The 26024-nt window shown below is 34.6% G+C and carries 18 protein-coding genes; 10 read left to right on the top strand and 8 right to left on the bottom strand.

Going from position 1 to position 26024, the window contains the following annotated elements:
* Positions 1–32: 32 nt before the first annotated feature.
* Positions 33–2327: a TonB-dependent receptor gene (locus EHC72_RS20905; protein ID WP_131539670.1), complete on the top strand. Its 2295-nt coding sequence runs from the start codon at positions 33–35 to the stop codon at positions 2325–2327.
* A gap of 118 nt (positions 2328–2445) precedes the next feature.
* Here the strand turns inward: EHC72_RS20905 and EHC72_RS20900 are convergent, their stop codons facing one another.
* Positions 2446–3273 carry a PAS domain S-box protein gene (locus EHC72_RS20900; RefSeq protein ID WP_131539669.1) on the bottom strand — a complete coding sequence of 276 codons (828 nt, stop codon included), beginning with the start codon at positions 3271–3273 and terminating at the stop codon, positions 2446–2448.
* A 287-nt stretch (positions 3274–3560) separates the two neighbouring features.
* On the opposite strand from EHC72_RS20900, the gene EHC72_RS20895 reads away from it, so the two are divergent.
* The 3 genes from EHC72_RS20895 to EHC72_RS20885 are packed head-to-tail and all read left to right on the top strand — an operon-like array spanning position 3561 to position 6698.
* Positions 3561–4229 carry a Crp/Fnr family transcriptional regulator gene (locus tag EHC72_RS20895; RefSeq protein WP_131539668.1) on the top strand — a complete coding sequence of 223 codons (669 nt, stop codon included), beginning with the start codon at positions 3561–3563 and terminating at the stop codon, positions 4227–4229.
* A gap of 52 nt (positions 4230–4281) precedes the next feature.
* A complete protein-coding gene (locus EHC72_RS20890; protein WP_131539667.1) occupies positions 4282–5097 on the top strand; it encodes an AraC family transcriptional regulator in 816 nt (271 codons plus the stop codon).
* Between the two features lie 41 nt (positions 5098–5138).
* Positions 5139–6698, top strand: coding sequence for an FAD-dependent monooxygenase (locus EHC72_RS20885; protein WP_131539666.1), 1560 nt, complete (start codon positions 5139–5141; stop codon positions 6696–6698).
* Positions 6699–6787: 89 nt separating this feature from the next.
* Here the strand turns inward: EHC72_RS20885 and EHC72_RS20880 are convergent, their stop codons facing one another.
* The 5 genes from EHC72_RS20880 to EHC72_RS20860 form a co-directional block, all read right to left on the bottom strand.
* On the bottom strand, positions 6788–8362 hold the full coding sequence (locus EHC72_RS20880; protein ID WP_131539665.1) for a LamG-like jellyroll fold domain-containing protein: 1575 nt from the start codon (positions 8360–8362) through the stop codon (positions 6788–6790).
* 105 nt (positions 8363–8467) lie between these two features.
* Positions 8468–8890, bottom strand: a complete 423-nt coding sequence (locus EHC72_RS20875; protein ID WP_131539664.1) for a hypothetical protein — start codon at positions 8888–8890, stop codon at positions 8468–8470.
* A gap of 113 nt (positions 8891–9003) precedes the next feature.
* Positions 9004–10641, bottom strand: coding sequence for a RagB/SusD family nutrient uptake outer membrane protein (locus EHC72_RS20870; RefSeq protein ID WP_131539663.1), 1638 nt, complete (start codon positions 10639–10641; stop codon positions 9004–9006).
* Positions 10642–10673: 32 nt separating this feature from the next.
* Positions 10674–13778 carry a SusC/RagA family TonB-linked outer membrane protein gene (locus tag EHC72_RS20865; RefSeq protein WP_131539662.1) on the bottom strand — a complete coding sequence of 1035 codons (3105 nt, stop codon included), beginning with the start codon at positions 13776–13778 and terminating at the stop codon, positions 10674–10676.
* A 143-nt stretch (positions 13779–13921) separates the two neighbouring features.
* The gene (locus tag EHC72_RS20860) at positions 13922–14806 is read right to left on the bottom strand and encodes an ROK family protein (RefSeq protein ID WP_131539661.1); all 885 of its coding nucleotides are present in this window, start codon (positions 14804–14806) and stop codon (positions 13922–13924) included.
* A 269-nt stretch (positions 14807–15075) separates the two neighbouring features.
* Here EHC72_RS20860 and EHC72_RS20855 point away from each other — a divergent pair, with 269 nt between their 5' ends.
* Genes EHC72_RS20855 through EHC72_RS20840 form a run of 4 tightly spaced genes read left to right on the top strand, consistent with a single transcriptional unit; the run spans position 15076 to position 21527 of the window.
* On the top strand, positions 15076–15717 hold the full coding sequence (locus EHC72_RS20855) for an RNA polymerase sigma-70 factor (protein WP_131539660.1): 642 nt from the start codon (positions 15076–15078) through the stop codon (positions 15715–15717).
* 52 nt (positions 15718–15769) lie between these two features.
* Positions 15770–16783 (top strand): FecR family protein, encoded by a 1014-nt coding sequence (locus EHC72_RS20850; protein ID WP_131539659.1) that lies wholly within the window; start codon positions 15770–15772, stop codon positions 16781–16783.
* A gap of 34 nt (positions 16784–16817) precedes the next feature.
* Positions 16818–19919: a SusC/RagA family TonB-linked outer membrane protein gene (locus tag EHC72_RS20845; protein ID WP_165585905.1), complete on the top strand. Its 3102-nt coding sequence runs from the start codon at positions 16818–16820 to the stop codon at positions 19917–19919.
* A gap of 9 nt (positions 19920–19928) precedes the next feature.
* Positions 19929–21527 (top strand): SusD/RagB family nutrient-binding outer membrane lipoprotein, encoded by a 1599-nt coding sequence (locus tag EHC72_RS20840; RefSeq protein ID WP_131539657.1) that lies wholly within the window; start codon positions 19929–19931, stop codon positions 21525–21527.
* 33 nt (positions 21528–21560) lie between these two features.
* Here EHC72_RS20840 and EHC72_RS20835 read toward each other — a convergent pair whose 3' ends face one another.
* Positions 21561–21992: an energy transducer TonB gene (locus tag EHC72_RS20835; RefSeq protein ID WP_131539656.1), complete on the bottom strand. Its 432-nt coding sequence runs from the start codon at positions 21990–21992 to the stop codon at positions 21561–21563.
* Positions 21993–22202: 210 nt separating this feature from the next.
* Between EHC72_RS20835 and EHC72_RS20830 the strand changes: the two genes are divergently transcribed.
* On the top strand, positions 22203–23135 hold the full coding sequence (locus EHC72_RS20830; RefSeq protein WP_131539655.1) for a glycosyltransferase family 2 protein: 933 nt from the start codon (positions 22203–22205) through the stop codon (positions 23133–23135).
* A complete protein-coding gene (locus EHC72_RS20825) occupies positions 23132–23911 on the top strand; it encodes a polysaccharide deacetylase family protein (protein ID WP_131539654.1) in 780 nt (259 codons plus the stop codon). Before EHC72_RS20830 ends, EHC72_RS20825 begins: the two co-directional genes overlap by 4 nt.
* A gap of 46 nt (positions 23912–23957) precedes the next feature.
* Here the strand turns inward: EHC72_RS20825 and EHC72_RS20820 are convergent, their stop codons facing one another.
* Entirely contained in the window at positions 23958–25727 is a 1770-nt protein-coding gene (locus EHC72_RS20820; RefSeq protein ID WP_131539653.1) for a S8 family peptidase, read from the bottom strand.
* Positions 25728–26024 lie beyond the last annotated feature (297 nt).

The following is a 26024-nucleotide window of genomic DNA, read 5'->3' as shown; positions in this document are numbered from 1 at the left end:
TATTTATATTAAGTCTAAATAAAATCTATACTATGTTAAAACTACTTACTTTATTATTATCGATCGCATTCCTGCCTGCCTTTGCGCAAACAGGAACGATTAAGGGCACGGTAACCACATCGGATGGTAAACCTGCTAAATTTGTAAATATTGTTCTGAGCGGGACAAATAAAAATGGAGTGGTAGACGAAGATGGTCGTTACACCATAAATAAGGTTGCCGCTGGCACTTACACCTTAACGGCAAGCTTTACCGGACTTGCTACTCAAAAAAGTATAATAACTGTTATAGCAGGCGAAACCAATGTTGTTAATTTTACCCTAACTGAAGACAACAGACAATTGCAAGAGGTAGTAGTTAACAGCAATAGCAGGCTAGCAAGCAAAGAAACAGACTATGTGGCTAGAATGCCATTAAAAAACCTGGAAAATCCTCAGGTTTATAATGTAGTGGGCAAGGCATTAATAAAAGAGCAAATAATGACCGACATAAAGGAGGTTTTTAGGGCTGCGCCAGGTGTTGCACCAACAGAGTACGTAACCGGAAGTTTTGCGGTATTATTTAGAGGATTTACCAATTTTGATTATGCCAGAAATGGGATGTCTACCTCAGTATATAGATCAGGCACTGAAATAGCAAACCTAGAACGGATAGAACTGATAAAAGGTCCATCGGGTACGCTATTTGGTTCACAAGTATCTACTTTTGGTGGCGCCATAAATTTGGTAACGAAAAAACCCTACACAGGTTTTGGAGGGGAGATAGATTATAGCATGGGAAGCTTTGACTTGAGCAGAGCTTCAATAGATTTAAATACACCTCTAAATAAGGAGAAAACTGTATTATTAAGATTCAACGCGGTAAAACATCAGCAAAACAGTTCAAACGAGTATGGTAAAAATAAAAGGTATATGTTTACGCCTAGCATTTCTTATCAGGCAAGTGATCGACTTTCGTTCCTTTTTGATTTCGAATACTTTAATAGTACCGCAAACCGTTTAGCTTACACTTTACTTTTTGGGGATGAAGTTCCTTTTAAATCTACGAAGGATATTCCGTTGGGATTTAAGAAATCTTTTTTTCAAAATGATTTGCTGAGTGATGCTGAGGCAACAAAATACTTCGGACAGGCTAAATATCAAATCAGTAAAAATTGGGTATCAACTACAGGTGTATCACATGTAAATGAATTTCTAAACCATAGCTACCAACCTTATGTTGAGTGGATTAATGCAAGCACGGCATCTACCAAAATTATTCATTTTGGTCCACGAGAAAGAACCTATGGCAATATTCAGCAAAATTTTAATGGCACCTTTAATACTGGCAAAATTCAGCACAACCTATTAATTGGAGTCAGTTATGAATTTAATAACGAAACACTTACAGATAAAGAGATTCCTCTAGATCAAATAGACATTAATAAACCATTTCAAAAAACTGGTTTGAGTAGGGTTACTGGTCTTTTGGCTGATAATTCTATTCCCACATCAAATGATGCTTACGGTGGAAATGCTTTTGGTTTATATGCATCTGATGTAATTAAATGGACGGATCGTTTATCAACAATGGTAAGTTTACGTTTTGATCGTTTTAAGCAAACTTATGATGGCGGTTTCGTACAACCATCACTTTCTCCCAAACTAGGAATCGTTTATCAAGTGGTAAAAGATCAGGTATCTTTATTTGGCAACTTTATGAATGGCTTCCAAAATCAAGGTCCCGTTGAGCAGCCAGATGGTAGTTTTTTTAAACCAAAACCAGTTTTTGCCAATCAAATGGAGGGTGGTATAAAAGCTGATTTACCTGGTGGTAAACTTGGTGGCAGTATCAGTTACTATTATATTAAGATAGATAATGCCCTCCGTATAGATAATGCTCAATTTAGCTTTCAAGATGGCAAGCAGGTTAGCAAGGGAGTAGAAATAGAACTTACCGCTAATCCATTTACTGGTTTAAACATTGTAGCAGGTTATGGTTTTAATGAAAATAAATTTGTAAAGGCTGATGTTTATGAAGGAAAATTAGCCACACAAGCACCTAAAAGCATTGTTAACTATTGGCTAAATTACCAACTACCCTTTCAAAATATTAAAGGCATTGCCTTGGGTTTTGGTGGCAATTACGTTGGCGATTCTTACCTTAATGCCAGCAATACTTATACTATTCCTGCCTATCACGTTATTAATGCAGCTATTTCTTACCAGAGAGAAAAATGGAAATTTGGTTTTAAGCTAAATAACATTAGCAACGTAGAATATTGGGATTTGGTTGGAAACCCACAATTTACCAGAAACTTTGCAGCAAACTTTTCTTTTAAATTTTAAGTTAAATCATCTCTCTCCCGCATTTATTATAAAAAGCGCTTCAAACTAAGGCTGCAATTTAGAGCAGCCTTTTTTATTTTACTTATAAAATTAATAAACTTATTTACTTACGTACCTTTTAAATAAGTTCGGCCACATTGATACCATATACTTGTTCAAAAAGTTTTTTAAAATATGCTCTTGAACTGTATCCTGCAATATTTGAGATTTCAGTTATGGTACGGTACTTCCCTGATCCAATAGCTTCCCAAGCCATTTGTAATCTAATTATTCTAATTAAATTATTAGGTGTAATGCCCATTACCCTATTTACCTGCCTAAATAACTGGCGTTCACTTAGTGCTAACTCAGCACTGAGGAAACTTAGGTTTAAATCAATTTTCCCTATATTTTTTCTTACAATGGCTTCAAATTTATTAAGCCAGGCCTGATCTGTGTGAGATGGTTCTGTTTTAGTTTTGTACGGTTGATGGTTTGCGGCTATTTCTTCAGCCCCATTTTCTGTCTGTATTTTAAAACGTTGAATTTGCTCTGTATTTAACCGCATCAAAATTGCAGATATACGTTCAAATTCTTCAAACTGCTTTCTATATGTTATATCCTTAGCAATGGCAAAAACCAATTTATCACGCTCAATTCGTATGGATGTCCACGATAGCCAAACTGCAGTACCATCTTTGGTAAGGTATCTGTTTTCAAAACGCATAAGCGTTTCTCCTTTCCTTAATCCATCGCGTTTTTGGGCTGTACGTTCCCGATCCGCAGGATGAACAAATGAATTTATGGGTGCTGCAAACAATTCCTCGTTAGTATAGCCTAGTGTTTTGGATACTGCGGGGTTAATCTTTTTAAAATATCCATCGTAACCTGCTACGCAAAGCAAATCTGGAGATAATTCAAAAAAATGTTCTAGATCAAAAAGATCGTTTTGTGGCTCTTTAACCATGTGATAATGAAGAATAGGGACAGCTAAAAATACATTTATATCTCTAGCTATCAATTTTCTTCCTAAAAATGTTTTCGTTAATAATTGTCAAAGAAGAATTTTGTCAATTTTGAGTACAAATTGGGCAGTTTTGTAAATATCAAATAGCTGATTTTTGAATTTCCATGGTGCAAGCAAACTAACTAAACTATGCCTTGGTTATCAAAATGATTTCAAAAGTTCAAATATGTTAATCTTTAGCATATTGATAATAGCCTGATCGTTTTACATAGCCATAAAAATTTTATATGCAAAATTATATGGGTTCAACAACTGAAGATCAATTTGCAATTTCGTTTCTGCTTTATTATTTAAAACAGCACCATCCCTTACCAGATAAACTTATTGAAGAATACAGGAAAAATTGCCTCGTTGTTGAAGTAAAAAAGAGTAAGTATATTTTATCACCGGTAGATAATAATAAGTTTTTATATTACATTGTTCATGGCACTGCTAGAGGTTTTATAAAAGATCTGGGTAAAGAAATTACTACTTGGTTTGCATTTGAAAACGAAATTATGGGTGCCGCACAGCATCCTGATGAAAACGCACATTACTCTGCAGAATACATTCATGCTCTTGAAAATTGTTTACTAGTTTGTGTACCTTATTCATTAATAGATAGGATGTACGAGCAATTTAGGGAAGCAAATATAATTGGCCGAAAACTTTTAGCGCTTCAATATTTTGCTGCCTCTCAAAGATCAATTTTGGCAAGAATACCAAATGCATCTGATCGATACAGACAATTATTATCCGATAAACGATTTGTTTCCAGCCACATCCCCTTACGCTATCTTGCCAGCTACTTATCCATTCGGTTAGAAACATTAAGTAGGATCAAAAAGAAAGAAATGCAAGTAGCCTTAAGCTTAAAAGAAGTATTGGCAGAAGTATCGGAACTAGTTTTTGCTTAATTTCTAGTTTACTGAGATAATATTAAGTGCAGCTCAAATATTATCTTTGAATATGCTTCACCAAGAATTTGAACCTCCTAAAGAACTCCGCGATACCATTAGATGCTTTTGGTACAACAAAAGAGAGGCTGAGCAACAACCAAATTTTGAGGTAGTACCAGATGGTTATGCAGAAATTATTTTTCATTTCGATCATCTTTATAGCCTACTTCCCAGTGGAGATTTGCAGGCATTACCATCCCCATTTATGATGGGGTTACTTAATACGCCCGCTCATTTTTATACCGAAAATTCATTAGAGATTATTGGCATCAGATGTTACCCATGGATGGTGTTCGATTTACTAGGCCTACCATCTGACAAGAATGGTGTTCACATATTTGAACATCCAATTGCTAAACTCCAACCCAAATTATATAAAAGTATTAAGGCTGGTAATATAACTGAGGCGATAAAAGAGGTAACGCAATATTTTTTGGATTTACAATCGCAAATTACCGTTAATAGCATGCTGGTTAAAGCAGGTACAGCAATGAGCAAGGCTAAAGGCACGTTGCCAGTAAGCCGGGTAGCGGAAGCCACGCATGCTACAGTGAGAACATTGGAAAGAAAATTCAAGCAATCTTCTGGTCATACTATTAAAGATGTTTCGGGTTTAATGCGCTTCGAACAAGTTAGAAATTATTTATGGCACACTCCTGATGTTAACCTTGCTGGCCTTGCACATGAATTTGGCTATACAGATCAATCTCACCTAAGCAGAGAATTTAAACGCTATAGTAACACCACTCCTGCTGCGTTTGCACGCAAAGCAAAAAAAGGCAAACTACTTTTTGGCAATAACTTTGTCGCATTTGTACAAGCCTGAAGCCACAATAGTGCTCAAATTTGTAGTTCAATATTATAAATATGAAAACTACAATTGAAAATAAAAAATCAGCAACAAACAACTCTATATACGATGTAATTATTTCTGGCGCAGGCCCTGTAGGCTTGTTTCTTGCCTGTGAATTAGCTTTAGCAAACTGCGCCGTGTTGATATTGGAAAAGTCAAACCGTTCCACATCGCCACTAAAACAACTTCCCTTTGGCATTCGTGGATTATCTTCTCCTACTATTGAAGCGCTTTATCGCAGAGATTTGTTAAAGGAACTCGAAATCCATAAGCGTATTAAAAGTCCGCATTCCAATGCCGGACAGACTCCACAAGCTAAAAAACAAGTTGGGCATTTTGCAGGTATTCCTTTTTACGACATCAATATTGATACATCACAATGGAAATATCGTTTGCCAAGCTCTACGAGTTCTAGTTTAATCTCAGAAATGGAAGAACTTGAAACCGTGCTCAGTCAACGTGCTGATAAATTGGGTGTAACAATTAAATATGGTTGTGCCATTACTAATTTCCAACAAAAAGAGAATGGTGTAACTGTTCAATCTGGCGACTTTTCTTTTAATGGGAAATGGCTGATTGGATGCGATGGAAGTCGAAGTATTGTACGCAAGCTTGGCGGCTTTGAATTTGCTGGTACCGAGCCTGAATTTACTGGCTATACAGCAAAGATTGATATTGCTGATCCGGAGAAACTTAAACCTGGCAGAAACGTAACGCCAACGGGTATGTACATGCAATCGCAACCGGGTTACCTGATGATACAGGATTTTGATAACGGAGCTTTTCACAGTTCTCATAAACCAATTACAACAGAACACTTACAAGAGGTATTGCGCAGAGTTTCGAGTACCGACGTTACAATTAAAGCTTTGCATATTGCTTCTAGTTGGACAGATAGAGCACGACAGGCTACAAACTATAGAAACCAAAGAGTTCTTTTAGCTGGCGATGCGGCACATATTCATTCGCCATTGGGCGGACAAGGACTTAACCTAGGTTTAGGCGATGCTATGAATTTAGGATGGAAACTTGGAGCAATTATTCAACATGGAGCACCTGAAAGCTTATTGGATAGTTATTTTACTGAACGACATCCTATTGGTGCTCAAGTTTTGGATTGGTCGAGGGCACAGGTTGGAATAATGAAACCCACTCCATCTGCCCGTGCCATGTATACAATTATGCAAGATTTAATGAATACTGATGATGGCTCTACTTACTTTGCAGGTCGAGTATGGGGCATTTTGACCAAAACAGATATTAAAGGCGAGCATCCTTTAACTGGCTTTAGCGTTCCGAATTTTGAATTTAAAGATGCTACAATGATTGGTGAACTAATGTATGATGGAAAAGCAATACTCTTGGATTTTGAAAGTGATAATTTACTTAAAACTTTGGCAATTGATTATAATGATCGAATTAAATACGTTGCTGGTAGTGCACAAAACCAATTGGGTTTAAGTGCTGCATTAATACGTCCTGATGGAATTATTGCCTTGGCTTATGACAAACATCCCGATTATAATGAATTCAGAAAGGCAATAGAAAACTGGTTTGTTCCAAGTACCTATTAAGTTAAAATTCAATTGTCCACAAATAAAAATATCACCTCAATGCATTAGCAAAGAGATGATATTTTTGTTGAAAAGAATATTTAATAAAATTATGGACAGGGTACAATTATAGACCAATCCGTACTTTCCATATTTAGAAGATTAGCAGTATGCGCATGCCCAGTTGCATCTGCAATGGTTGTGCCCGTACCTTCATTAAATTTCCAGTAAGCTTCCAAATTTGTACTGTTTGCTGCAACACTACATTTATTTGCTTGGATAGTAGCTTGAGATAATGCAGTTTTCCAAACTCTCAACTCATCAAGCTGCCCACTAAATCCGCGGTTACTATCCCAACTTCTTGAAACCTGAAATGTACCATTAGCGGCAATTGTGCCTGTAGCCTTCATACTTGCATCCAAAACGCCATTAATATAAATTTTCATAGTAGCGCCATCATAAGTAGCTGCCACATGATACCATGTGTTAGCTGTTAAAGAAGTTACAGAATTTAATTTTTTAGGCGTTGATCCTCCTGTATTTAAAACGAATTGCAATTTATTATTATCTAATGAGGCATCACCCAAGCGAAGCAGTGCAACATTAGAATCACTAACTTCTATACCCATAATGGTAGAAACATAAGGCGATGCAGTTTTAAAAGCCGCTGGTTTAATCCATCCTTCATAAGTTAGGCTTGTACCTGCCAAGTTAAAGCTGTTTGAATTAAGGTACTCGTCAGTTCCATCAAATAATAATGACATATTTGATCCGGGCGCCTGAGGATATAGTGCCGTAGCAAGATTAGAAAGCTTTACCTGCGAATCGTTACTTACATTATAAACCATTGCACTTGCTAATCCATTATCTTTAACATATTTAGCTACAGCAGCTTGATCGTTGTTTGCTAAATCAGTTCCTATGCCTAATTTGCTTTTCGGTACACCTGCACTAATATAGGGTTGTAGCCTGCCAGCATAATCAGACGAGAAATAACTTTGCTCAAAAACATAATCTAAAATATCGCCGACTTTTTTCCCGCCATAGGTTGCCGTAAAAGAATTTGCATCGTTAAAAGCAGCAATTGTAATTAATTTATCAGCACCTAATCTCGCTCTTAAGGCAGCAACGGCAAGCACTAAAGAATTATCGTTTGCTGTACATTTAGAGTACTCTGTATCGATATCAATTCCATCCAAACCATACTGCTTTACGGCTGCAGCACATTGTATTGCAAATGCATCTGCCTGATCATAAGTTGTAAAACAGCCCCATCCAGCATTTTGATGGTTACCTAGCACATCTAAAACTACTTTTATTCCTAGAGCATGTAAATCAGCTACTTTCGTTGAGTTTAAAACGGCCTGTACTTGTGTGTTAAAAGATAAGGTAGGTAAATTATTAACTGAATTAATATTGGCAGCGAAGATAACAGAAAGGCTAAATAACTGTTTCGCCGGATTTCCGTAAGTGTAAGTACCAATATTTGCTATGTCATGGTCGTTTACTTCTACATAGCCAGTAACAAATGGCCCAGTTAATGGAAGTGCTACCGTACTTGTAGCCATCATAGCGCCTTTTAAATTAGCAGTTTGCGTTGTTGTTTCCGTTGCTGTTTTTTTACAGGCATACAGTAAAACGAATGCGGATAGAATTACTCCTCCGAAGATGATTAGTTTTTTCATAAGTTGAAATTTTGGTTAGAAATTATTGTAGGGTAGAAAGCGTAGAAATTCACGTTAGTATTGAACTTCTAATATTGTTTATATGAATTAAGTTATAATTACTATTTATGGTACCAGTACAATTATTAGTTGTCCACTGGATGCCGTGCTGTAACCCGTATAATTGTATGGCGTTGGCACAGAATAGCCATACAACTGATTATCGCATCGGAATACGCCCAAACTATTCGGGCCTGAACCTGATATATGAATATTGTAAGTGCCATCATCAATAACATTTGATCTGATTTTTGTTTGAGGTGGTACTGTAAATGTGTAAGAATTACCACCCGAAGTATTTGTCAAAACAATAGTTGCCCATGCATTTGAACTGTTATCCAAATAAGTTGCGGCACTTCTAAATTTCTTTAATGCGATTGATGGAGAACTTTTTGAAGAGGAAGGAAATACTTTATCCTCTTTCAATGGATTTGAATTGGCCTTAATCCCTATTAAAGCAATTGCGGTAAACAAGATTAGTTTTTTCATAGTTTTTGTAATTAAAGGTTTATTTATTTAAAAAAATTCTTACTCAGTCCTGTGGTTCTTGCTGTATAAAAAGAAACGGGATTAATCGCTGATTAATCCCGTTTCTGTAATGTTTAAAAGTTTGCTTTATCTAAATCCCACCATAATCTTGTTCCTCCATTATCTGGTCCTGATAACATTGAAACAGCTTTTTGCACTTCGGTACGATTGGTACTATATTCATTTTGAGAAAATGGTAATCTTCTTATCTGAACAGTGGTAGAAATCGAACCCGCACTATTATTTTTAACTACAGGCAATAATTTCGGATAACCTGTTCTGCGAAATTCGCTCCAGGCTTCTTGTCCCTCAGGGAAGTTAGCAATCCATTTTTGCGTAATAATACGTTCTAATTTCTGTTCGTTTACTGCACTTTCATCCCATTTAATAGTAATAGTAGATGGCACTGCTGCATTATTTACGGCATTTAATGGGTCTACATATGCTGCAGGTGTACTTGTAGCATCAGCCAAATAAGTAGCTGCACTTACGCCCCATTGCGCAAACGAAGTTTGTACCCCTTGCTCGTAAAGTGCCTGTGCGGTTCCACCAGCATTGCTCCAATCTCTTAATGCAGCCTCCGAGCGTAAAAAATATACTTCAGCAGCAGTCATTAAAACAGGTGCTGTTTTTAAAGTATATGATGGACTTCCATCTTTAAAATTTAACGTAGAATATTTTTCATATTTAAAGGCACCTACATCTGACCCTATGCGAATACCTTTGTATTGACCATTTGAAGCTGCATCAGTTGATTTATCCATATATTTTCCAATGCGAGGATCATTATAACCGCTCATGTAGGTTTGAATAGAAGCTCCAATACAAATATTTGCCCAGTTTTGAGTAATAAAAACCAACGGATTGCTGAAGTTACCATTTGGCACACTTACTTTAACTATTTGTGTATTATCGGTAATTATACCCCCACTAGCTGGATCTAAAGCTTTTTGTCCTTGCAATTTCGCTGTTCCAGGATCCACTTTTACAATCCTCATGGCTAATCTTAAACGCAATGAATTTGCAAATCTAAGCCAGTTTTCAAACTCTGTACCTGCATTACTTCCGTATACCAAATCCATTTTAGAAAAATCGAAAGGCAAAGATTTACCACTGGCAATAAAAGCCTTAAGCGATGCTGTAGCAGCGTCCAAATCTGTAAAGAAATTATTGTATACATCTTTCTGACTGTCGTAAGGTACACCCGTTGCTCCATCTGTTAAAGGGCCTACTTTACTATAAGGAATAGGGCCATAAATATCAGTAACACGGTGCATAGCTTCTACTTTTAAGATTTGTGCAATTGCCCAAAGTCCTGGGTATTTTGTATCAACAGATTGTTGTTTAAGGATATTGATATAACGCATAATATCCAAATAACCCACTTTAAAGGGTTCTGTATTCCAGCCAGATACCAAAGCATAGTTTAGGTTATTATTACCACTTGCAAAATTAATTTGACTCATGAAGTAACCTGAATAGCAATCAGAATTTAAATTTTGCTGTAACTGGTATGAATTTGGATCTCCACCACCAGAGAAATTATAAACACCCATTTGAATGTGTTTAAATGTAGTTTCCATGTTAATATCTACAGCTAAATTGCTAGTATTATATTCTTCGAAATTCTTTTTACATGAGGTGGCAAAAAGAATAAGGGTGCATGGAATGATATATTTTGATATGAAATTATACTTATTAATATGTTTCATGATTATTATTTTAATTGTAATTAAAAACTAGATTAAAAGTTAGCGTTTAAGCTGATTCCATAACTACGGGTTGCAGGTGGCATAAATATATCCACACCAGAAAGACCATTACCCGTAGACATGGTTAATTCAGGATCGTAAGGGGCTTTTTTGTAGAAGTAGATAAGATTTCTACCCGTTAGTGAAAGCTTTAGCGATCTAAAAAAACTATCTTTAATATCGAAGGTATAACCTAAGGCAACTTCTCTTAATCGAACTGTTGTAGCGCTATACATATACTCGCCAGATACGCCCTCTCTGCCACCAATTGTTTGGTACCATTTAGCTGCTGCAACTGTTGTAACAGCATTTCCTGTAGGACCAACACCGTTTACGCTAACACCGCCAGCTAAACGTGCATCACCGCTGGCTTTAGAAACACCATAAGAATCAAGCATTTGCTCAGTTACTGACATTACTTTTCCACCAAATTTTCCATCAATTAAGAATGATAAGTTAAATTGTTTGTAGGTTACATTGTTATTCCAACCTAACTGCCATTTAGGATTCGGATTTCCCAAAAACGTAAAATCACCACCTTGAACAATTGGCTTTCCATCTGCATCAATCATAATTCTGCCTTGGCTATCGCGTTGCAGATTTTTGCCATAAATATCGCCAAAAGAGCCACCTACGCTAGCAATAGATTGGTAGTTAGCGCCAGAAGAACCTGTTAAAACTGCTTTAGAAACTGTTGGAGATAATTCAATAACCTTATTTCTGTTTAATGCAAAATTTACCGAGGTATTCCATTTAAGGTTATCGCCATTAAGTACATTGTTATAGTTTGCTACAAACTCAATACCTTGATTTTGGATATTACCAGCATTTAAATAAGCTGTACCGTAGAAAGAGGCCTCAGGTGCTGCAATTAACAATGTTTGGTTGTGTGTATTGGTTTTATAATATGTAAAATCCAAGCCTAATTTATTTCCAAAAAACCTCCATTCAGTACCAATCTCTATTGATTTTGTTCTTTCTGGTGCTAAATCTGAGTATGGAGAAATTGAACCAAGTGGAGTTAAACCACCGGCACCTATGGTAGCCAATGGCTGTCTGCTTTGATAAGCTAGTGGAGCGTTACCAACCTCGGCATATGATGCACGTATTTTTGCAAAACTGATAGATTGTGGCAATTTAAATAACTGACTTAATATAGCGTTTGCACCTACAGATGGATAAAAATAAGATACTCCACTTTTTGTGAAGGCCAATGGAGATGCCCAATCATTTCTAGCGGTTATATCTAAGTACAACGCGTCATTATAGGCAAGGTTTGCACTCGCAAACAATGATTGGAATTGAGTATGTTCCTCTGGTAAATCACCTGTTGAAGATGGATCAGTAATTGTGTTTTGAAGCGTAAATACGTTAGGATAAAGTAAACCTATATCTCCAGATGAAGCATATTTTAATCCCTTGGTTTTGGTATCTCTTATACTTGCTCCAACTACACCTGTAATTTTAAATTTATCGCTAATTGATCCATTAAAATTTGCAAGTAAATCTGCGTACTTCTGAGTATTTACGCTATTTGAATAATTGTAACCTCCATTTGTTTTAGCCAGATATTGTGAAGTACCTGCATATAATTTCTGATCATAAATATCATTAATTCTGTCAATGCTTCCTCTTGCCTGGATATTAAACCAAGAATTTACTTCATATTTTAAATTTCCATTTAATAATACTCTGTTTCTATCTAAAGTATTAGGATTATTGTTAATAATCCACCATGGATTTTGTTGCGTATCCTCGCTAAATGTCAACACACCATTTGCACGGTTGGTTGTAATCCAGTTTTGCTCGTTCAATAAGGTTAAAGGATTAACAGATTGATACCCATTTTTATATGGATTAATATCTACCCCTCTTGGAAATAAATATAAACCAGAAAGTGGGTTAAAATAGAAACCTGCTAATGGAGAGTTCTCAATTTTTTGAGTTACATAATTAACACTGGCATCAGCTGTTAACTTATTATTAAAGAAATGACCTACTTCTTTAAAGTTTAAATTATTTCTTGTTAGATTATTATTTGGCTGTATACCTCTAGCGGTTGTATTTGCGTAAGAAACATAAGTTTGTGCAACTTTAGATCCAGCGGATAAACTGATGGAATTAGTATAATTTGTTCCAGTTTGAAAAAAGCTTTTTAAGTTATCACCTACTGCCGATGTTGCAGCGCCCCAGCTTTTGTATTGATCTGAAACTCCATAAGAATTTTGGAATTTTGGTTTAAAGGCAGCCTCATCAAATGAAGCACTTGATGAAAAGTTAATTTCAGTTTTACCTTCTTTTCCACTTTTTGTTGTTACAATAATTACACCATTTGCACCCTGACTACCATAAAGTGCTGCTGCTGAAGCACCTTTTAGGATAGATATATTTTCAATATCATCCGGATTTAAGTTAGAAATTGGGTCACCACCATCATAAGAGTTACTTCCGCCATAAGCACTTGTGGGCTGGTTAGTTGCTGTATTATTCATAGGTACTCCATCAATAACATAGAGTGCCTGATTATTTCCAACCAAAGATTTTGAACCTCTTAAAATTACTTTAGCAGAACCCCCAACACCTGATGAACTCGAAGAGATTGTTAAACCCGCAACTTTACCATTTAATGAATTTGCAAGGTTTGTACTTTTTACTCTTGTTAACTCATCTCCTTTTACTTGTTGCGTTGAATAGGTAACGGATTTCTCTGATCTTTTAATACCTAAAGCGGTTACTACAACTGTTTCAAGATTTTTAGAATCGTCATCCAGTGTAACATTTATTACGCTTTGCGTACCTACTGTAATTTCTTTTGTTTGATAACCTACAAAAGAAAATACTAAAACATCACCCGTTTTAGCCTGGATAGAGTATTGGCCCGATGTATTAGTTTGAGTTGCTCCTGTAGTAGTACCTTTTATAGTTATACTTACTCCCGGTACTGTTCCTCCTTTTGCATCTTTTACCGTTCCTTTTATTGGGTCTTGGTAAAAGGCAGTGAAGGATGATGATAGTTTTAGGTTATTGACAGTTTCAGCCGCATATAAACTTGTGGATGCATAAAGCAATAAACACGTCAATTGTAATGATTTTTTCATACTCATTAGGATTAAACTTTGGTTATTATTTGGTTAATTGTTAAGCAATTTGATCTTTGCCTTATTAGTAGAGAGCATTATTTAAAATGAATTGCCTACAAGAAAATCGTTTTACGTAAAATATTTTTTCTCAAAGCCAGAACTTAACTTTTTACTAGTCTACTTTCCCAGCAACTTGCCGCACCAGCAATAGCCGCATGCTCCTTAAGTGTTGAGATAACTATTGGAATTTCTATGTTGGACGTTTTAAATTGTTTAATTACCGATGGCAAAAATCGCTCAGAAGCATTCGCTATATTTCCTCCAATTACAATTGCATCTGCTTCAGTACTTTGTTGAAATGTTTTTAAAAAAGTTGCTAGGTTACCAGCAAACTCAGCAAATATTTTCCTTACCGTTGGGTTATAAATGTATAATTCTGTCATTTCCTTTACATCTAAAATGTTAAGTCCTGATAATTCATAATAGCGTTTCAAAAACCATCGGGTAGAAAGGTAATCTTCAACAATACCTCCCAAAAATGGCGAACACCAAAGATTTGAATCTTCTGCATCTCCGTTTTTATGTGTTGCAGAACCCAAGCCAGTTCCCAATGTTATACCAATTACATTTTTATAGCCTTTTGCAGCACCCGCGAACACTTCTCCGGCTAAAAAACAAGAAGCATCATTTTTCATCAGAATATTCGATGGTTTAATTTTAAGCTCATCCGCAAGCATATTTTTAACGTTTAAACCGTAAAATGCTTCGTACTTATCGTTACCAGCTATGTAAGATATTCCCTCTTCATAATCAAAAGGTCCTGGCATGGCAATCCCAATCTTATCTACTTTTAAACCCACCTTTTTATAAGCAAGCACAATAGCCTTACTCCAGTTTTGTATTATAAGCTCAGGCTTTCCGTGAGAATCTATCCATTTTCTTGTGTAAGAGTTTTGAAGTATAGATCTATCCACCATATTCAATACGGCCGCGGTAATGTGCGATCCGCCTATATCTACGCCAAGTACGTATTCATTTGTTATCATTTTTAACGGTAGTTTGTTTATGAGTTAAGAGTTAGTAAATCCTTTTACGTAAAAAGTTATAGAAAACAGAAAAGCATTGCACACTCGTTTGCTCATATTTAGAATGGGTTTATATTGGTTTTAACACCTATAATTTCAGCTGGTAGTAAAATTTATGATGTCTTTATTAGTAAGAATCCATTTTTGTAGAAAACTGCCTACAAGCAAATACATTTTTTGTAATTATTTTTAATTATTAGCTTACATTTGGTCAAGCAATCTAACCGAAATTGAAAGCAACGAAGCCAGATCTTCTCTTATTATGGACAAAGATTTGCCTCAATGATGATGTAAAGTCATTTGAGGTACTGTATCGTTATTTGTATGCTGGCTTGCTTAAATTATCAACTTATTACGTAAATAATAAAGAAATTGCAGAAGATATTGTTGCTGAAGTATTTGTTAAATGCTGGGAAAACCGAAAGGCTGGTACGCACATTTTAAATCCTGAAAGTTACTTCTTTGTTGCCATCAGAAATCAATCACTGAAACACTTAAAAAAAAATTCAAGTGTTACGTTTATCGATTTAGGAGATACTGGAGAGCATGATCCCGTAAATCATTTTAATCCGGAAATTATTTTTGAACAAAAAGAGCTACATAAAAAATTAGACCATGCAATAGAAACTCTACCGCCACAAGCTAAAATTATTTTCAGATTGATTAAAGAAAATGGCATGAAGTATAAAGAAGTTGCGGATATTTTAGAAATAAGCCCGAGAACGGTACAAACTCAATTATTTAGAGCAATAGCCAAGCTTAGGGTAATTTTAAAACCCGGTGCTCAGAATAATGTTGTAGGTGAAGTGACCGAGAAGCTTATAAGTTTAGTTATTATACTGGGTATGATATCTTTTTTTAATATTTTGTAGGCAATTTTAAATAAAACAGGTACTATATATATAAAATAGGGTAAAGATATAAATGACAGATCAAAGATTTACAGAATTGCTTGGCAAACAACTGGCTGGCGAAATTTCGTCAGAAGAATCTAATGAGCTGGAATTACTTCTTGCTTCCAACCAAAACTATCAACAAGAATATAAATCGTTAAATACCTATTTTCAAAAAGACGAAACACCCGATGAACGGATTGATTTAGTTTTCAATCGTATTAAATCTAAAATCATCGTACCACAAGGAGCTGAAAATATTTCTAATGTTCGGTCAATTAAACCCAAGCAAAACTTTAAAGTCTGGTTTCAAATTGCAGCAGTTTTCGTGGTTGCAATCAGTGGATTTTTTATTTATAAAGATTTCATTAGTGCTGATAGATTACAATCCATTAATACTTTAGCGGAAAAGAAAAATATCACTTTGGCTGATGGCACTTTCGTTACATTAAACTCGGTAACCCAACTTAAGTATCCTGCAAGTTTTAAAGGCGGTAAACGTGAAGTTTATTTATCAGGTGAAGCTTTTTTTGATGTAAAAAAAGATGCAAAACACCCTTTTATAATTCATACAGATAAAATACAAGTTAAAGTTTTAGGCACCGCATTTAATGTTAAAGCTTACAAGAACGACAATTTTACTGAAACAACATTAATTAGAGGTCGTGTTGAAATTAGCATTAATGACCATAAAGACACCCCATTTATTTTAATGCCAAATGAAAAGTTTGTATTTACGAATAAAGATAATAAGGCAAGCTTAAGTAAATTAACTTATTTCTCAGCTAATGATCTAAATTCAATAATTGAGACATCGTGGTTAAATCACGAATTAATTTTTAAAAACAATGACTTCGTTTCAATTTCAAAACTTTTTGAAAGATGGTATGGCGTAAAAGTTGTTTTTAAAGATGAGGCATTAAAATCATTCAAATTTACTGGCAAATTTAAAGAAGAAAGCATTACCGATGCTTTAAAGGCACTTAAAATGATTGAGCATTTTAATTATAATGTACAAGGTAAAATTGTTTACCTTTATAATTAACCAAATTCAATCCAGGTTATGTACACTTTATTTTATGAAGCTGTTAAAGAAATTATTTCTTTTTATACCTTTCTTAATTTCAATAAATAGTTACTCGCAAACAAAAGTTACGCTAAATCTTCAATCTGTAGATTTTGAAAATGTAATCGAATCCATTCAAAATCAAACCATTTATCATTTCGTTTTTAGTGAATCTAAAATACCTCAAAAGAAAATTACCATTAATGTAGCTGATGTTGAAGTTACTCAGGTATTGCAACAAATATTAAAAAATACAAGCTACGAATACGCTTTATTACCTAATAATCTTATTGTAATTAAAGCTATTGAAATAAAATCTAATCATCCAGATAGTGCCAGGATATTAAATGAGGTTGTAATTACAGCATTAGGAATAGAAAAAGATAATAGAAAATTAGGTTATGCCGTAACTTCAATCAAAGGCAGTTCCATAAGCAAAGCGAGAGAATCCAACATGATTATGGCACTGCAAGGAAGGGTTGCCGGCTTAAATATTAGTGGTGTTAGCGGTGGTCCATCATCCTCCGCACGAATATTGCTTAGGGGTGTAGCAAGTATGACAGCCGCTTCTCCCCTTTTTGTAGTAAATGGTGTCCCAATTGATAATACCCTGCGTGGAAGTGCAAATGAGTATGGCGGCGCAGATTATGGGGATGGAATAAGTAACATAAATCCAGACGATATTGAAACCATAACCATTCTTAAAGGTTCGGCAGCATCTGCACTGTATGGAGCTAGGGCGGCAAATGGTGTCATTCTAATTAATTTAAAAAGCGGAAAAGAAAATGCTGGACCAGCTATAGAGTATAATACAAATCTATCTTTTGAAACCCCTGTTAATAACACAGATTTTCAATATATTTATGGTCAGGGCGCACAAAACAAGCGCCCAATCAACACATATAATGCATCTTCTACTGGAATTTTAAGTTGGGGAGAAAAAATGGATGGCGCACTCACACCACAAATTGATGGTTCTTACAAGCCTTATTTACCAGCAAAAAATAATATTGAAAACTTTTATAGAACCGCTCCAGCCTTTACCAACACGATTTCATTAGTCGGTGGGAGTAATCGAAATATTTATCGCCTTTCTGCTTCGAACCTTGATAATAGCTCTATTTTAAAAAATGGACATCTAAATAGAAAAACTTTCAATATTTATGCTTCTTTTGATTTAACCAAAAAACTTACAATAAGTTTCAATGCGAATTATATTTACGAAAACAACAAAAATAAGAGCTATTTAAGCGATGGTCCGCTTAATGCAAATTATGGAATTGCAGCATTGGCAACAAGTTTGGATCAAGCACTTTTAGCCCCTGGTTATGATCCAATAACTGGTAATGAAGTACGTTGGAATGCTGATGAATATAAAACCAATCCTTATTTTTTAATGAATAAACAAACGGATTACGCCAAACGTAACCGTTATATTTCTTCGGCCTCGGCAAAATATAATTTTAACAGTTGGGCATCTATTCAAGGTAGGTTTGGCTATGATGTAAGTAACGATGAGGTAGTTAGTATTTTACCAACCGGAACGGCCTTTTCGATTAATAGACAAGGAGGAATAAATGCTTTTGATCAACTAAGAACATCAGAATTTAATAGTGATTTTTTGCTTTCAATTAACCGAAATATCTCTAAAGATTTGGTTCTTGATATTTCTTTAGGTGCAAATTATAGAGAAAGAAATGGAAACGCAAAAAAAATAAAAGGATCGCAATTTATTATCCCTTACCTATATACGCCGGATAATTTAATTACCAAAACAAATACCAATACCATCTCAAAAATAGTTACTGAATCTGCCTATTATACAGCCGATTTATCTTTTTACCAGCTTTTAAACTTATCATTAACTGGGCGGTATGATATTTATTCAACGCTCCCTTCTAATAGCAGAGGCATATTTGTACCAGGAATTTCTGGAAGCTTTATATTTTCTGATCTAATTAATATTAGAAATTTAAGTTTTGGCAAATTGAGATTAGATTACGCAAAAACCAGCGGAGAACCAACCGTTCCCTACACAACACAAATATATTATGTATCTGATAACAGCATTAATGGTATTCCTGTAGGTGATTTTTCTCGCGATTTGCCCAATTATAACTTAAAACCCTTCACTTTGAATGAATTTGAAGCAGGCTTAAATTTAAAGTTCTTTGAAGGTAGACTTGATTTCGACTTTACATTTTTCCATCGGGTTACCAATAACGAAATTATAAATGCCAAACAATCTGTAACAGCAGGTTTTACATCAGCTTATGTTAATTTAGGTAAAACCAGAAACGTAGGTACCGAGCTTGCAATAGAGTATACCCCAATTTTAAGGAAAAATAAAAAGTGGCAGGTTAGTTTTAACTTCACTCAGGTAAAAAATAAACTCCTATCTATTGATGGTAGTAATAATTATACTTTAACAGGAACTTATAGACCATTAAATGCAAATACGGCCTTAGTGGTAGGCAAACCCATTACGCAAATTATGGCTTATGACTATAAAAGAGACGCCGCTGGAAATATAATTATTGGGTCAGATGGAATCCCGAAACGTGGTGATTTAGTGCCCATGGGAAGTACTATTCCATCAATTTATGGCGGAATAAACAATAGTTTTACATTTGGCCAATTCAATATTTCTTTTCTGATCGATTATAGATTTGGCAATAAAATTTTATCAGCCACGGAAAACTATTCATATGTTAACGGCTTAAACCAAGCCACTTTACCTGGCAGAGAGAATGGAATTATTGCAAGTGGCGTATATGAAAACGGATTAAAAAACACAACACTTGTACCCGCTTATAATTACTACCCAGAGCTGGCAAGTAATATTTCTGCCTTATCAGTGCTAAATGGAAGTTTTATAAAATTAAGACAAGCCACCTTTGGATATGTTTTCAAAGAAAGCTTTTTAAAAAAAACTCCATTTAAAAGCATCAGTATAGATTTTGTAAGTCGAAATTTATTTACGCTATTAAAATATACAAAAAATATAGATCCAGAATCTGAATTTTCGCCTATACTTGCATATTCTGGCATTGAAGGGGCCTCCTTACCCGCAACCAGAACGTTTGGCTTAAACTTAAACTTAAAATTTAAATAAGCAGGCATCATGAAAAAAGCAATTCTTTATGCAACCGTTTTTCTCTGCCTATTTTATTCAGGCTGTTCCAAACAACAGTTAGATGATATTAATACCGATCCCACAAAAGTAACTGCAGAAAATTATGACCCTAATGAACTACTTTCTTCTGCTCAATTAAAATACGCTAACATTGGCTATTATCAATTAGTTTATCAAAGTACTATGATGCAACTACTTGCATCTACCTATTACTATTATAACAATGGCGATAAATATATAAATATTGCCAGCTTTACCGATTATCAGGGAAGAATTTTTGATGAAGGTTATGCCGAAGTTTCCACAATAAGAGAAATGCAACGGCTTGCCAACCTCAAAAACCCACAAGAGAATACCAACTTAATTAATATTGGTGATATTATGTTTGTATTAATTTTGCAAAGGATAACCGATACTTATGGAGATGTGCCCTATTCTCAAGCTGCCAAAGCCATGCAAGGAATTAAATATCCAGTTTATGATAGGCAAGAAGATATTTATGATTCCATGCTTCATGATCTTGAAAATGCAATAAACAACCTCGACCCCTTAAAACCTAAGCCAACTGCTGATCTATTTTATAAAGGAAATATTGAAAAATGGAAAAAGTTTGGCTATTCCCTTATGGTTCGCGTTGCGATGAGGTTAACGAAAATTAATCCTGATAAAGCTAAAATATGGGTAGAAAAAGCCGCAGGAAAAACCTTCTCAAGCATTAATGATAGCGCAATATTGATAACAGATGCATCTTCATTTAATAGTCAAAATGGTACTTCTTTAGCTTTAAGAACTTATTCTGACTATTTAGAAGTACGGTGGAGTAAAACTTTGATTGATCAGTTAAGAAACACAAATGATCCGCGACTAGGTGTAATTGGTGAGATTCCGCCGAGTGGTTTAGCCCAAAATTCAAATCAAAATTTAAAAGGAAATAATGATCCTGCTGTTCAAATAGGAATGCCTAATGGTTATGATTTACAAGGTGGAGCTACAGATATTAATAATGCGCCAGATTATCCAGGAGGTACGGGAAGTGGAAGCAATTTTGCACCATTGGGCAATTATTCTAGACCTAGAACATCTGTGTACTTAAAATTGGGAGGTCCTATTTTTATTATGACATATTCTGAAACAGAGTTTTTACTTGCTGAAGCCAAAATTAGAGGATGGAATGTAACCGGAACAGCTAACAATCACTATAGCAATGGCTTAACTGCATCTCTGCAATCATTATCGTTGTTGGATCAACAGGCAAAAATCGACCCTACAGTTATATCAAATTATGTTGCCCAAAACCCATTGGATGAAAGCAACATACAGAATTCTTTTAAAGCCATTAACACACAATATTGGATTACAACAGGTACAAACTTTAACTTTATCGAGGCCTGGTTAAATTGGAAACGAAGTGGATATCCTGAACTTGTACCCGTAAATTATACAGGCAATGTTACCAACGCAACCATCCCACGGAGGATGATTTATTTATCGACAGAAATTTTAAACAATACCAATAACTATAAAGATGCCATTGGTAGATTAACCGGAGGCGATGTATTAACTTCGAGAGTTTGGTGGGATAAATAGTTCAACATAATACCTATAATAATCCTATTCGATTTAATTCGGTTCTATAATAGGATTAATTCTATATCTAAAAACAACCTTTTTTCCATTGCATTTTGCTGGCTTCCATTTTGGACATTTTTTGAGTACTTCTATAAAACCCAAATCAAGACTTGTATAATCTTTAGGCACTTTATTATCAATACTAATATTTATGATGTTGCCTAAAGTATCTATAAAAAAGGTAGTAGGAACCCTACTTTGCCAAGATTTTGTAGTATCAGGACTAAACTTAAGGTTTTTAAACAAATAGGAATAAAATTTACTTGGTCCGCCTGGAAACTCAGGCATTTGATCAACATAACTATAAACAAAGCTATGTATTGTTTCATCATAATGTTTTGTACAAGAATCCTGTTGAACTTTAAAATCAATTTTAGGTGTCTTTAAACAAATAAGAGATAATAAGAGAATTAAAGATTTCATAATGAATTAAACTGCTTTATTTAAAGATATTCATTTCATGCTCAAATGTAACTTATTTAATAACTATTCTTTAAAATTCATATCTTGCAGCATCAAATAAAAATGACTCCCATTAGTCAATTTAAATTAATAAAAGCAGCTACTTTTTTTGTTAAAAAAGCAAATTATAGTTTTTATGTGTAATTTAAATTGCCATTTGATTGCACATAAATGAAAAAATTAGTTTCAATAGTTATTCCCGCTTACAACGAGGCTGATAATATTTTTGTTATAGTAGAAAGTATTAAAAACGTATTTTCAACAATTAATTACGACCACGAAATTATTTTGGTTGATGATGGAAGTGCAGATCATACGCTCGATAAAATCAAAGAATTTGCTGCTGCTTCAAACAATGTATTTTTCCTTGAATTTTCTAAAAACTTTGGACATCAACTCGCTGTAAAAGCAGGAATGGATCACGCTTTTGGTGATTGCGTAATTTCTATGGATTGCGATATGCAACATCCACCAGATTTGATTCCAGAAATGTTAAAGAAATGGGAAGAAGGTAATGAGGTTGTTTATACCGTTCGTGAGGAAGATAAATCTCTATCGAAACGCAAAAGAAGTACATCAAACTTATTCTATAAAGTATTAAATAGTCTTTCAGATATTGAACTTGAACCAGGTTCTGCTGATTTTCGACTTTTAGATCAAAAGGTTGTTAATGTTTTTAGAAATTTTCATGAGAATGAACCATTTCTAAGAGGACTTGTTAAATGGCTAGGATTTAAACAATATGCTATTAAGTATAATCCTGCTGCACGTTTTGCCGGAAAAAGCAAATACACCGTAAAAAAAATGGTAAGACTTGCATTGCATGGCGTAACTTCCTTTAGCATAAAACCACTTTATACAGCCGTTTATTTGGGCTTTATACTTTCGTTAGCATCTGTTTTATATGTGCCATACGTTCTTTATGCCTTCATTAATAAAGTAGAAGTTTCTGGCTGGGCCTCAGTAATCATGACAATAGTTTTCTTCGGTGGGCTACAACTCATCATTTTAGGTATTATTGGAATTTATGTTGGCAAAATGTTTATGCAAACTAAAAACCGTCCTAATTATATTATTCGTTCAACCAATATTCCAAATAAATGATTCTTTTAAGTTTTGACATTGAAGAATTTGACATGCCCTTCGAATATGGAAAAGATATTTCCTTTGAAGATCAGATCGCGATTTCCAGAGCAGGTACTATTTCAATATTAAATTTGTTAAAGAAGCATGATGTAAAAGCCACTTTTTTTTGTACCGTAACCTTTGCAGAAAATATCCCTGATTTAATTGAAAGAATTACCTCAAGTGGCCATGAACTTGCTTCACATGGCTATTATCATTCAGATTTTAAGCCCGAGCATCTTTTACAATCAAAATTAAAACTCGAACAACTTTCAGGCAAAGAAATTACAGGTTATCGCATGGCGAGAATGATGCCTGTTGATGAACAAGAGATTTTTAAGGCTGGCTATACCTACAATACTTCTATTAACCCAACTTATTTACCTAGTAGATATAATAATTTTAATATTTCCAGAACGTATTTTAAAAAAGAAAACGTACTTCAAATTCCAGCATCGGTAAGTCCGTTAATTCGTTTTCCACTATTCTGGTTATCATTCCATAATTTACCTCTAGCTATTTATAAATTCCTCTCCAGCTGGACTTACAAAAAGGATAAATACCTAAATATTTATTTCCACCCATGGGAATTTACTGATCTTAATGATTTTGAACGTTTTGGATTTCCAGGTTACGTAAGAAAAAATACGGGTATAAAAATGATCGAAAGAATGGATAATCTAATCTCTTGGATGAAATCAAAAAAATATCCATTCGGAACCTTTCAATATTTTATTAAATCCAATAAATTATAAATTTAAATAGGTAAATCTATAAAAGTTATTTCCCAGGTAGTATCCCCTATTTCTTATATGTTTCGGCCAGTTTTAAAGCATTATATGCGTTTACAATTCCGCCGCTTACGCAAATATCTGAAAAAAGAACTCTAACATTATCTCCCTTTTCATTCTTATACTTAATCTTGTGATTAACCTTTGAAACAGATTTCATAATAATATCTCTAACCTCAGCAGGGGTAAACTCAGGATAATAGCTCAAAATTAGTGCTGCAAGACCAGCCACTACAGGCGAAGCCATACTAGTACCATCCAATTCTTCATACTTTGAATCAGGAACAGTCGATTTTATTAAGAAACCAGGCGCAAAAACATCAACAGTATACTTGCCATAATTTGAAAAGTCTGCTTTTAAATTATCATCATCCTTATAAGCACTTGCACCAACTTCAATCCAGTTATTTGCATGTGGTAAATTAAACTTAAGAGAATCTAAAGACAAAGGTCTCTCCGCATTCTTTCTATCCGCAGATTGAGGCATTCCTATCCCATTTCTTGAAATATTTTTTGGGGGCGTAAAATCAGGTTTCACCTTTATTTTATGTGTTGCCTTATAATCTTCTGCTTCCTTACTATCAAAGTACTTGTTGGGATAATTTTCATCAATGTCGTTATTTTGATTATCATTACCAGCCGCATGAACTAACAAAACACCTTTAGTTTCGGCATATTTAACAGCCTCGTCTACTACTTTTTTATCCCATTTATAACTCTTACCAAAACTCATATTAATAACCTTGGCACCATTATCTACAGCATATCTTATCCCATTGGCAACATCTTTATCTCTTTCATCGCCTGTAGGCACTACTCTTATAGCCATAATGCTCACATTATTAGCTACTCCCATTACCCCTAAACTATTAAGCCTGTTGGCACCTATTATACCAGAAACATGTGTTCCATGCATTGCATCTGGGCCTTTTACATCGCTATTCCCATAGTTTCTCTGGTTAGAATTTAAATAATCATCACCTACTAATTCAGCTCTTTTATCGTATTTAGGATTGAGATTATACTTAAGCATTGCATCATACTGCTCGTAGCCATCCTTAATATTTTTATAAAACTTCTCGAAACTTCCATCTTCTTGCGCACCCTTTCTAATAATTTTTTTTACCTGTTCTTCGGTTTCATCATCCGCTTTATACTTATCAATATCTTCTAAAGAAGGAATTTTCTTATTGTTAATCTTTGCTACAGAATCCAAAACCTTATTAATAGCAATAAGTACAGAAAACGTATTACTCGCATCCTCATACTTTCTACCAAAATCACCAACCATTTTTTTATATAACCTAAATTCCTCCTTTTGTGTACTATCCAAAGGTGTCAAATTAGTTGTAGATTGGTATTTCGGAGTATAAATTCTTAACAGACGAACTAACTCTAAATTATCATATTGCAGATTTCCGCTCTTAGAACCGATAAAATTCCATCCATGCACATCATCAACATAACCATTACCATCGTCATCTATTCCATTATCTGCAATTTCTTTTGGATTTGTCCATAAAACATCTTTTAAATCCTCATGACTAATATCAACCCCACCATCAATCACAGCAACAACAATTTTTTGCTTAGGCTTCTTATCCTTCAAAATTTCCCGATAAGCTTTTTCAGTACTAATGCCGTAAAAACCATTTTCTATTAAATCAAGGTTATGCCAATTTGCTGGTAATTGTACTTTTTTACTCTGCGAAAAAGAAAGCGTTTGTAAGCAAAGAAAAAGAATGAAAAACATCAATTTCTTTATGTTAAAATTCATCATAATGATATTTACGTAATACTACAATTATACGGTTTTATTACAATCAGCGATATAGATTTATGATTTTTTAACTTTAGTGAAATCTTTTGGAGAATTTATTTGAAAAGTATTTTAAAGATATTCAGGAAATGGATGTGCAGTATTTAATGGGGGCTGCAGTCCTGCCCTTTATTGCAATCTTTTTGGATAAGCTTTGGTAAAATTGAGGGATCTTAACCAAAAAGGATTTACATTCCGGTCAGGTTTAAGCTGAAGGGCATTGGTAGCAGCGGGAGATGAGAAAAGATAGGGCAAACT

This window comes from Pedobacter nototheniae, from assembly GCF_004335085.1.
GTDB classification, from domain to species: Bacteria; Bacteroidota; Bacteroidia; order Sphingobacteriales; family Sphingobacteriaceae; genus Pedobacter; species Pedobacter nototheniae.
Note: the sequence above shows the minus strand (reverse complement) of the source record. Positions and strands in the feature narration are given on the sequence as shown.

Coding starts and splice junctions, on each gene's coding strand:
- EHC72_RS20840 (WP_131539657.1), top strand. CDS start 19,929: ATGAAAAAAGCAATTCTTTATGCAACCGTTTTTCTCTGCCTATTTTAT.
- EHC72_RS20835 (WP_131539656.1), bottom strand. CDS start 21,992: ATGAAATCTTTAATTCTCTTATTATCTCTTATTTGTTTAAAGACACCT.
- EHC72_RS20885 (WP_131539666.1), top strand. CDS start 5,139: ATGAAAACTACAATTGAAAATAAAAAATCAGCAACAAACAACTCTATA.
- EHC72_RS20860 (WP_131539661.1), bottom strand. CDS start 14,806: ATGATAACAAATGAATACGTACTTGGCGTAGATATAGGCGGATCGCAC.
- EHC72_RS20870 (WP_131539663.1), bottom strand. CDS start 10,641: ATGAAACATATTAATAAGTATAATTTCATATCAAAATATATCATTCCA.
- EHC72_RS20880 (WP_131539665.1), bottom strand. CDS start 8,362: ATGAAAAAACTAATCATCTTCGGAGGAGTAATTCTATCCGCATTCGTT.
- EHC72_RS20865 (WP_131539662.1), bottom strand. CDS start 13,778: ATGAAAAAATCATTACAATTGACGTGTTTATTGCTTTATGCATCCACA.
- EHC72_RS20890 (WP_131539667.1), top strand. CDS start 4,282: ATGCTTCACCAAGAATTTGAACCTCCTAAAGAACTCCGCGATACCATT.
- EHC72_RS20845 (WP_165585905.1), top strand. CDS start 16,818: ATGAAGCTGTTAAAGAAATTATTTCTTTTTATACCTTTCTTAATTTCA.
- EHC72_RS20850 (WP_131539659.1), top strand. CDS start 15,770: ATGACAGATCAAAGATTTACAGAATTGCTTGGCAAACAACTGGCTGGC.
- EHC72_RS20875 (WP_131539664.1), bottom strand. CDS start 8,890: ATGAAAAAACTAATCTTGTTTACCGCAATTGCTTTAATAGGGATTAAG.
- EHC72_RS20900 (WP_131539669.1), bottom strand. CDS start 3,273: ATGGTTAAAGAGCCACAAAACGATCTTTTTGATCTAGAACATTTTTTT.
- EHC72_RS20820 (WP_131539653.1), bottom strand. CDS start 25,727: ATGATGAATTTTAACATAAAGAAATTGATGTTTTTCATTCTTTTTCTT.
- EHC72_RS20825 (WP_131539654.1), top strand. CDS start 23,132: ATGATTCTTTTAAGTTTTGACATTGAAGAATTTGACATGCCCTTCGAA.
- EHC72_RS20830 (WP_131539655.1), top strand. CDS start 22,203: ATGAAAAAATTAGTTTCAATAGTTATTCCCGCTTACAACGAGGCTGAT.
- EHC72_RS20905 (WP_131539670.1), top strand. CDS start 33: ATGTTAAAACTACTTACTTTATTATTATCGATCGCATTCCTGCCTGCC.
- EHC72_RS20895 (WP_131539668.1), top strand. CDS start 3,561: ATGCAAAATTATATGGGTTCAACAACTGAAGATCAATTTGCAATTTCG.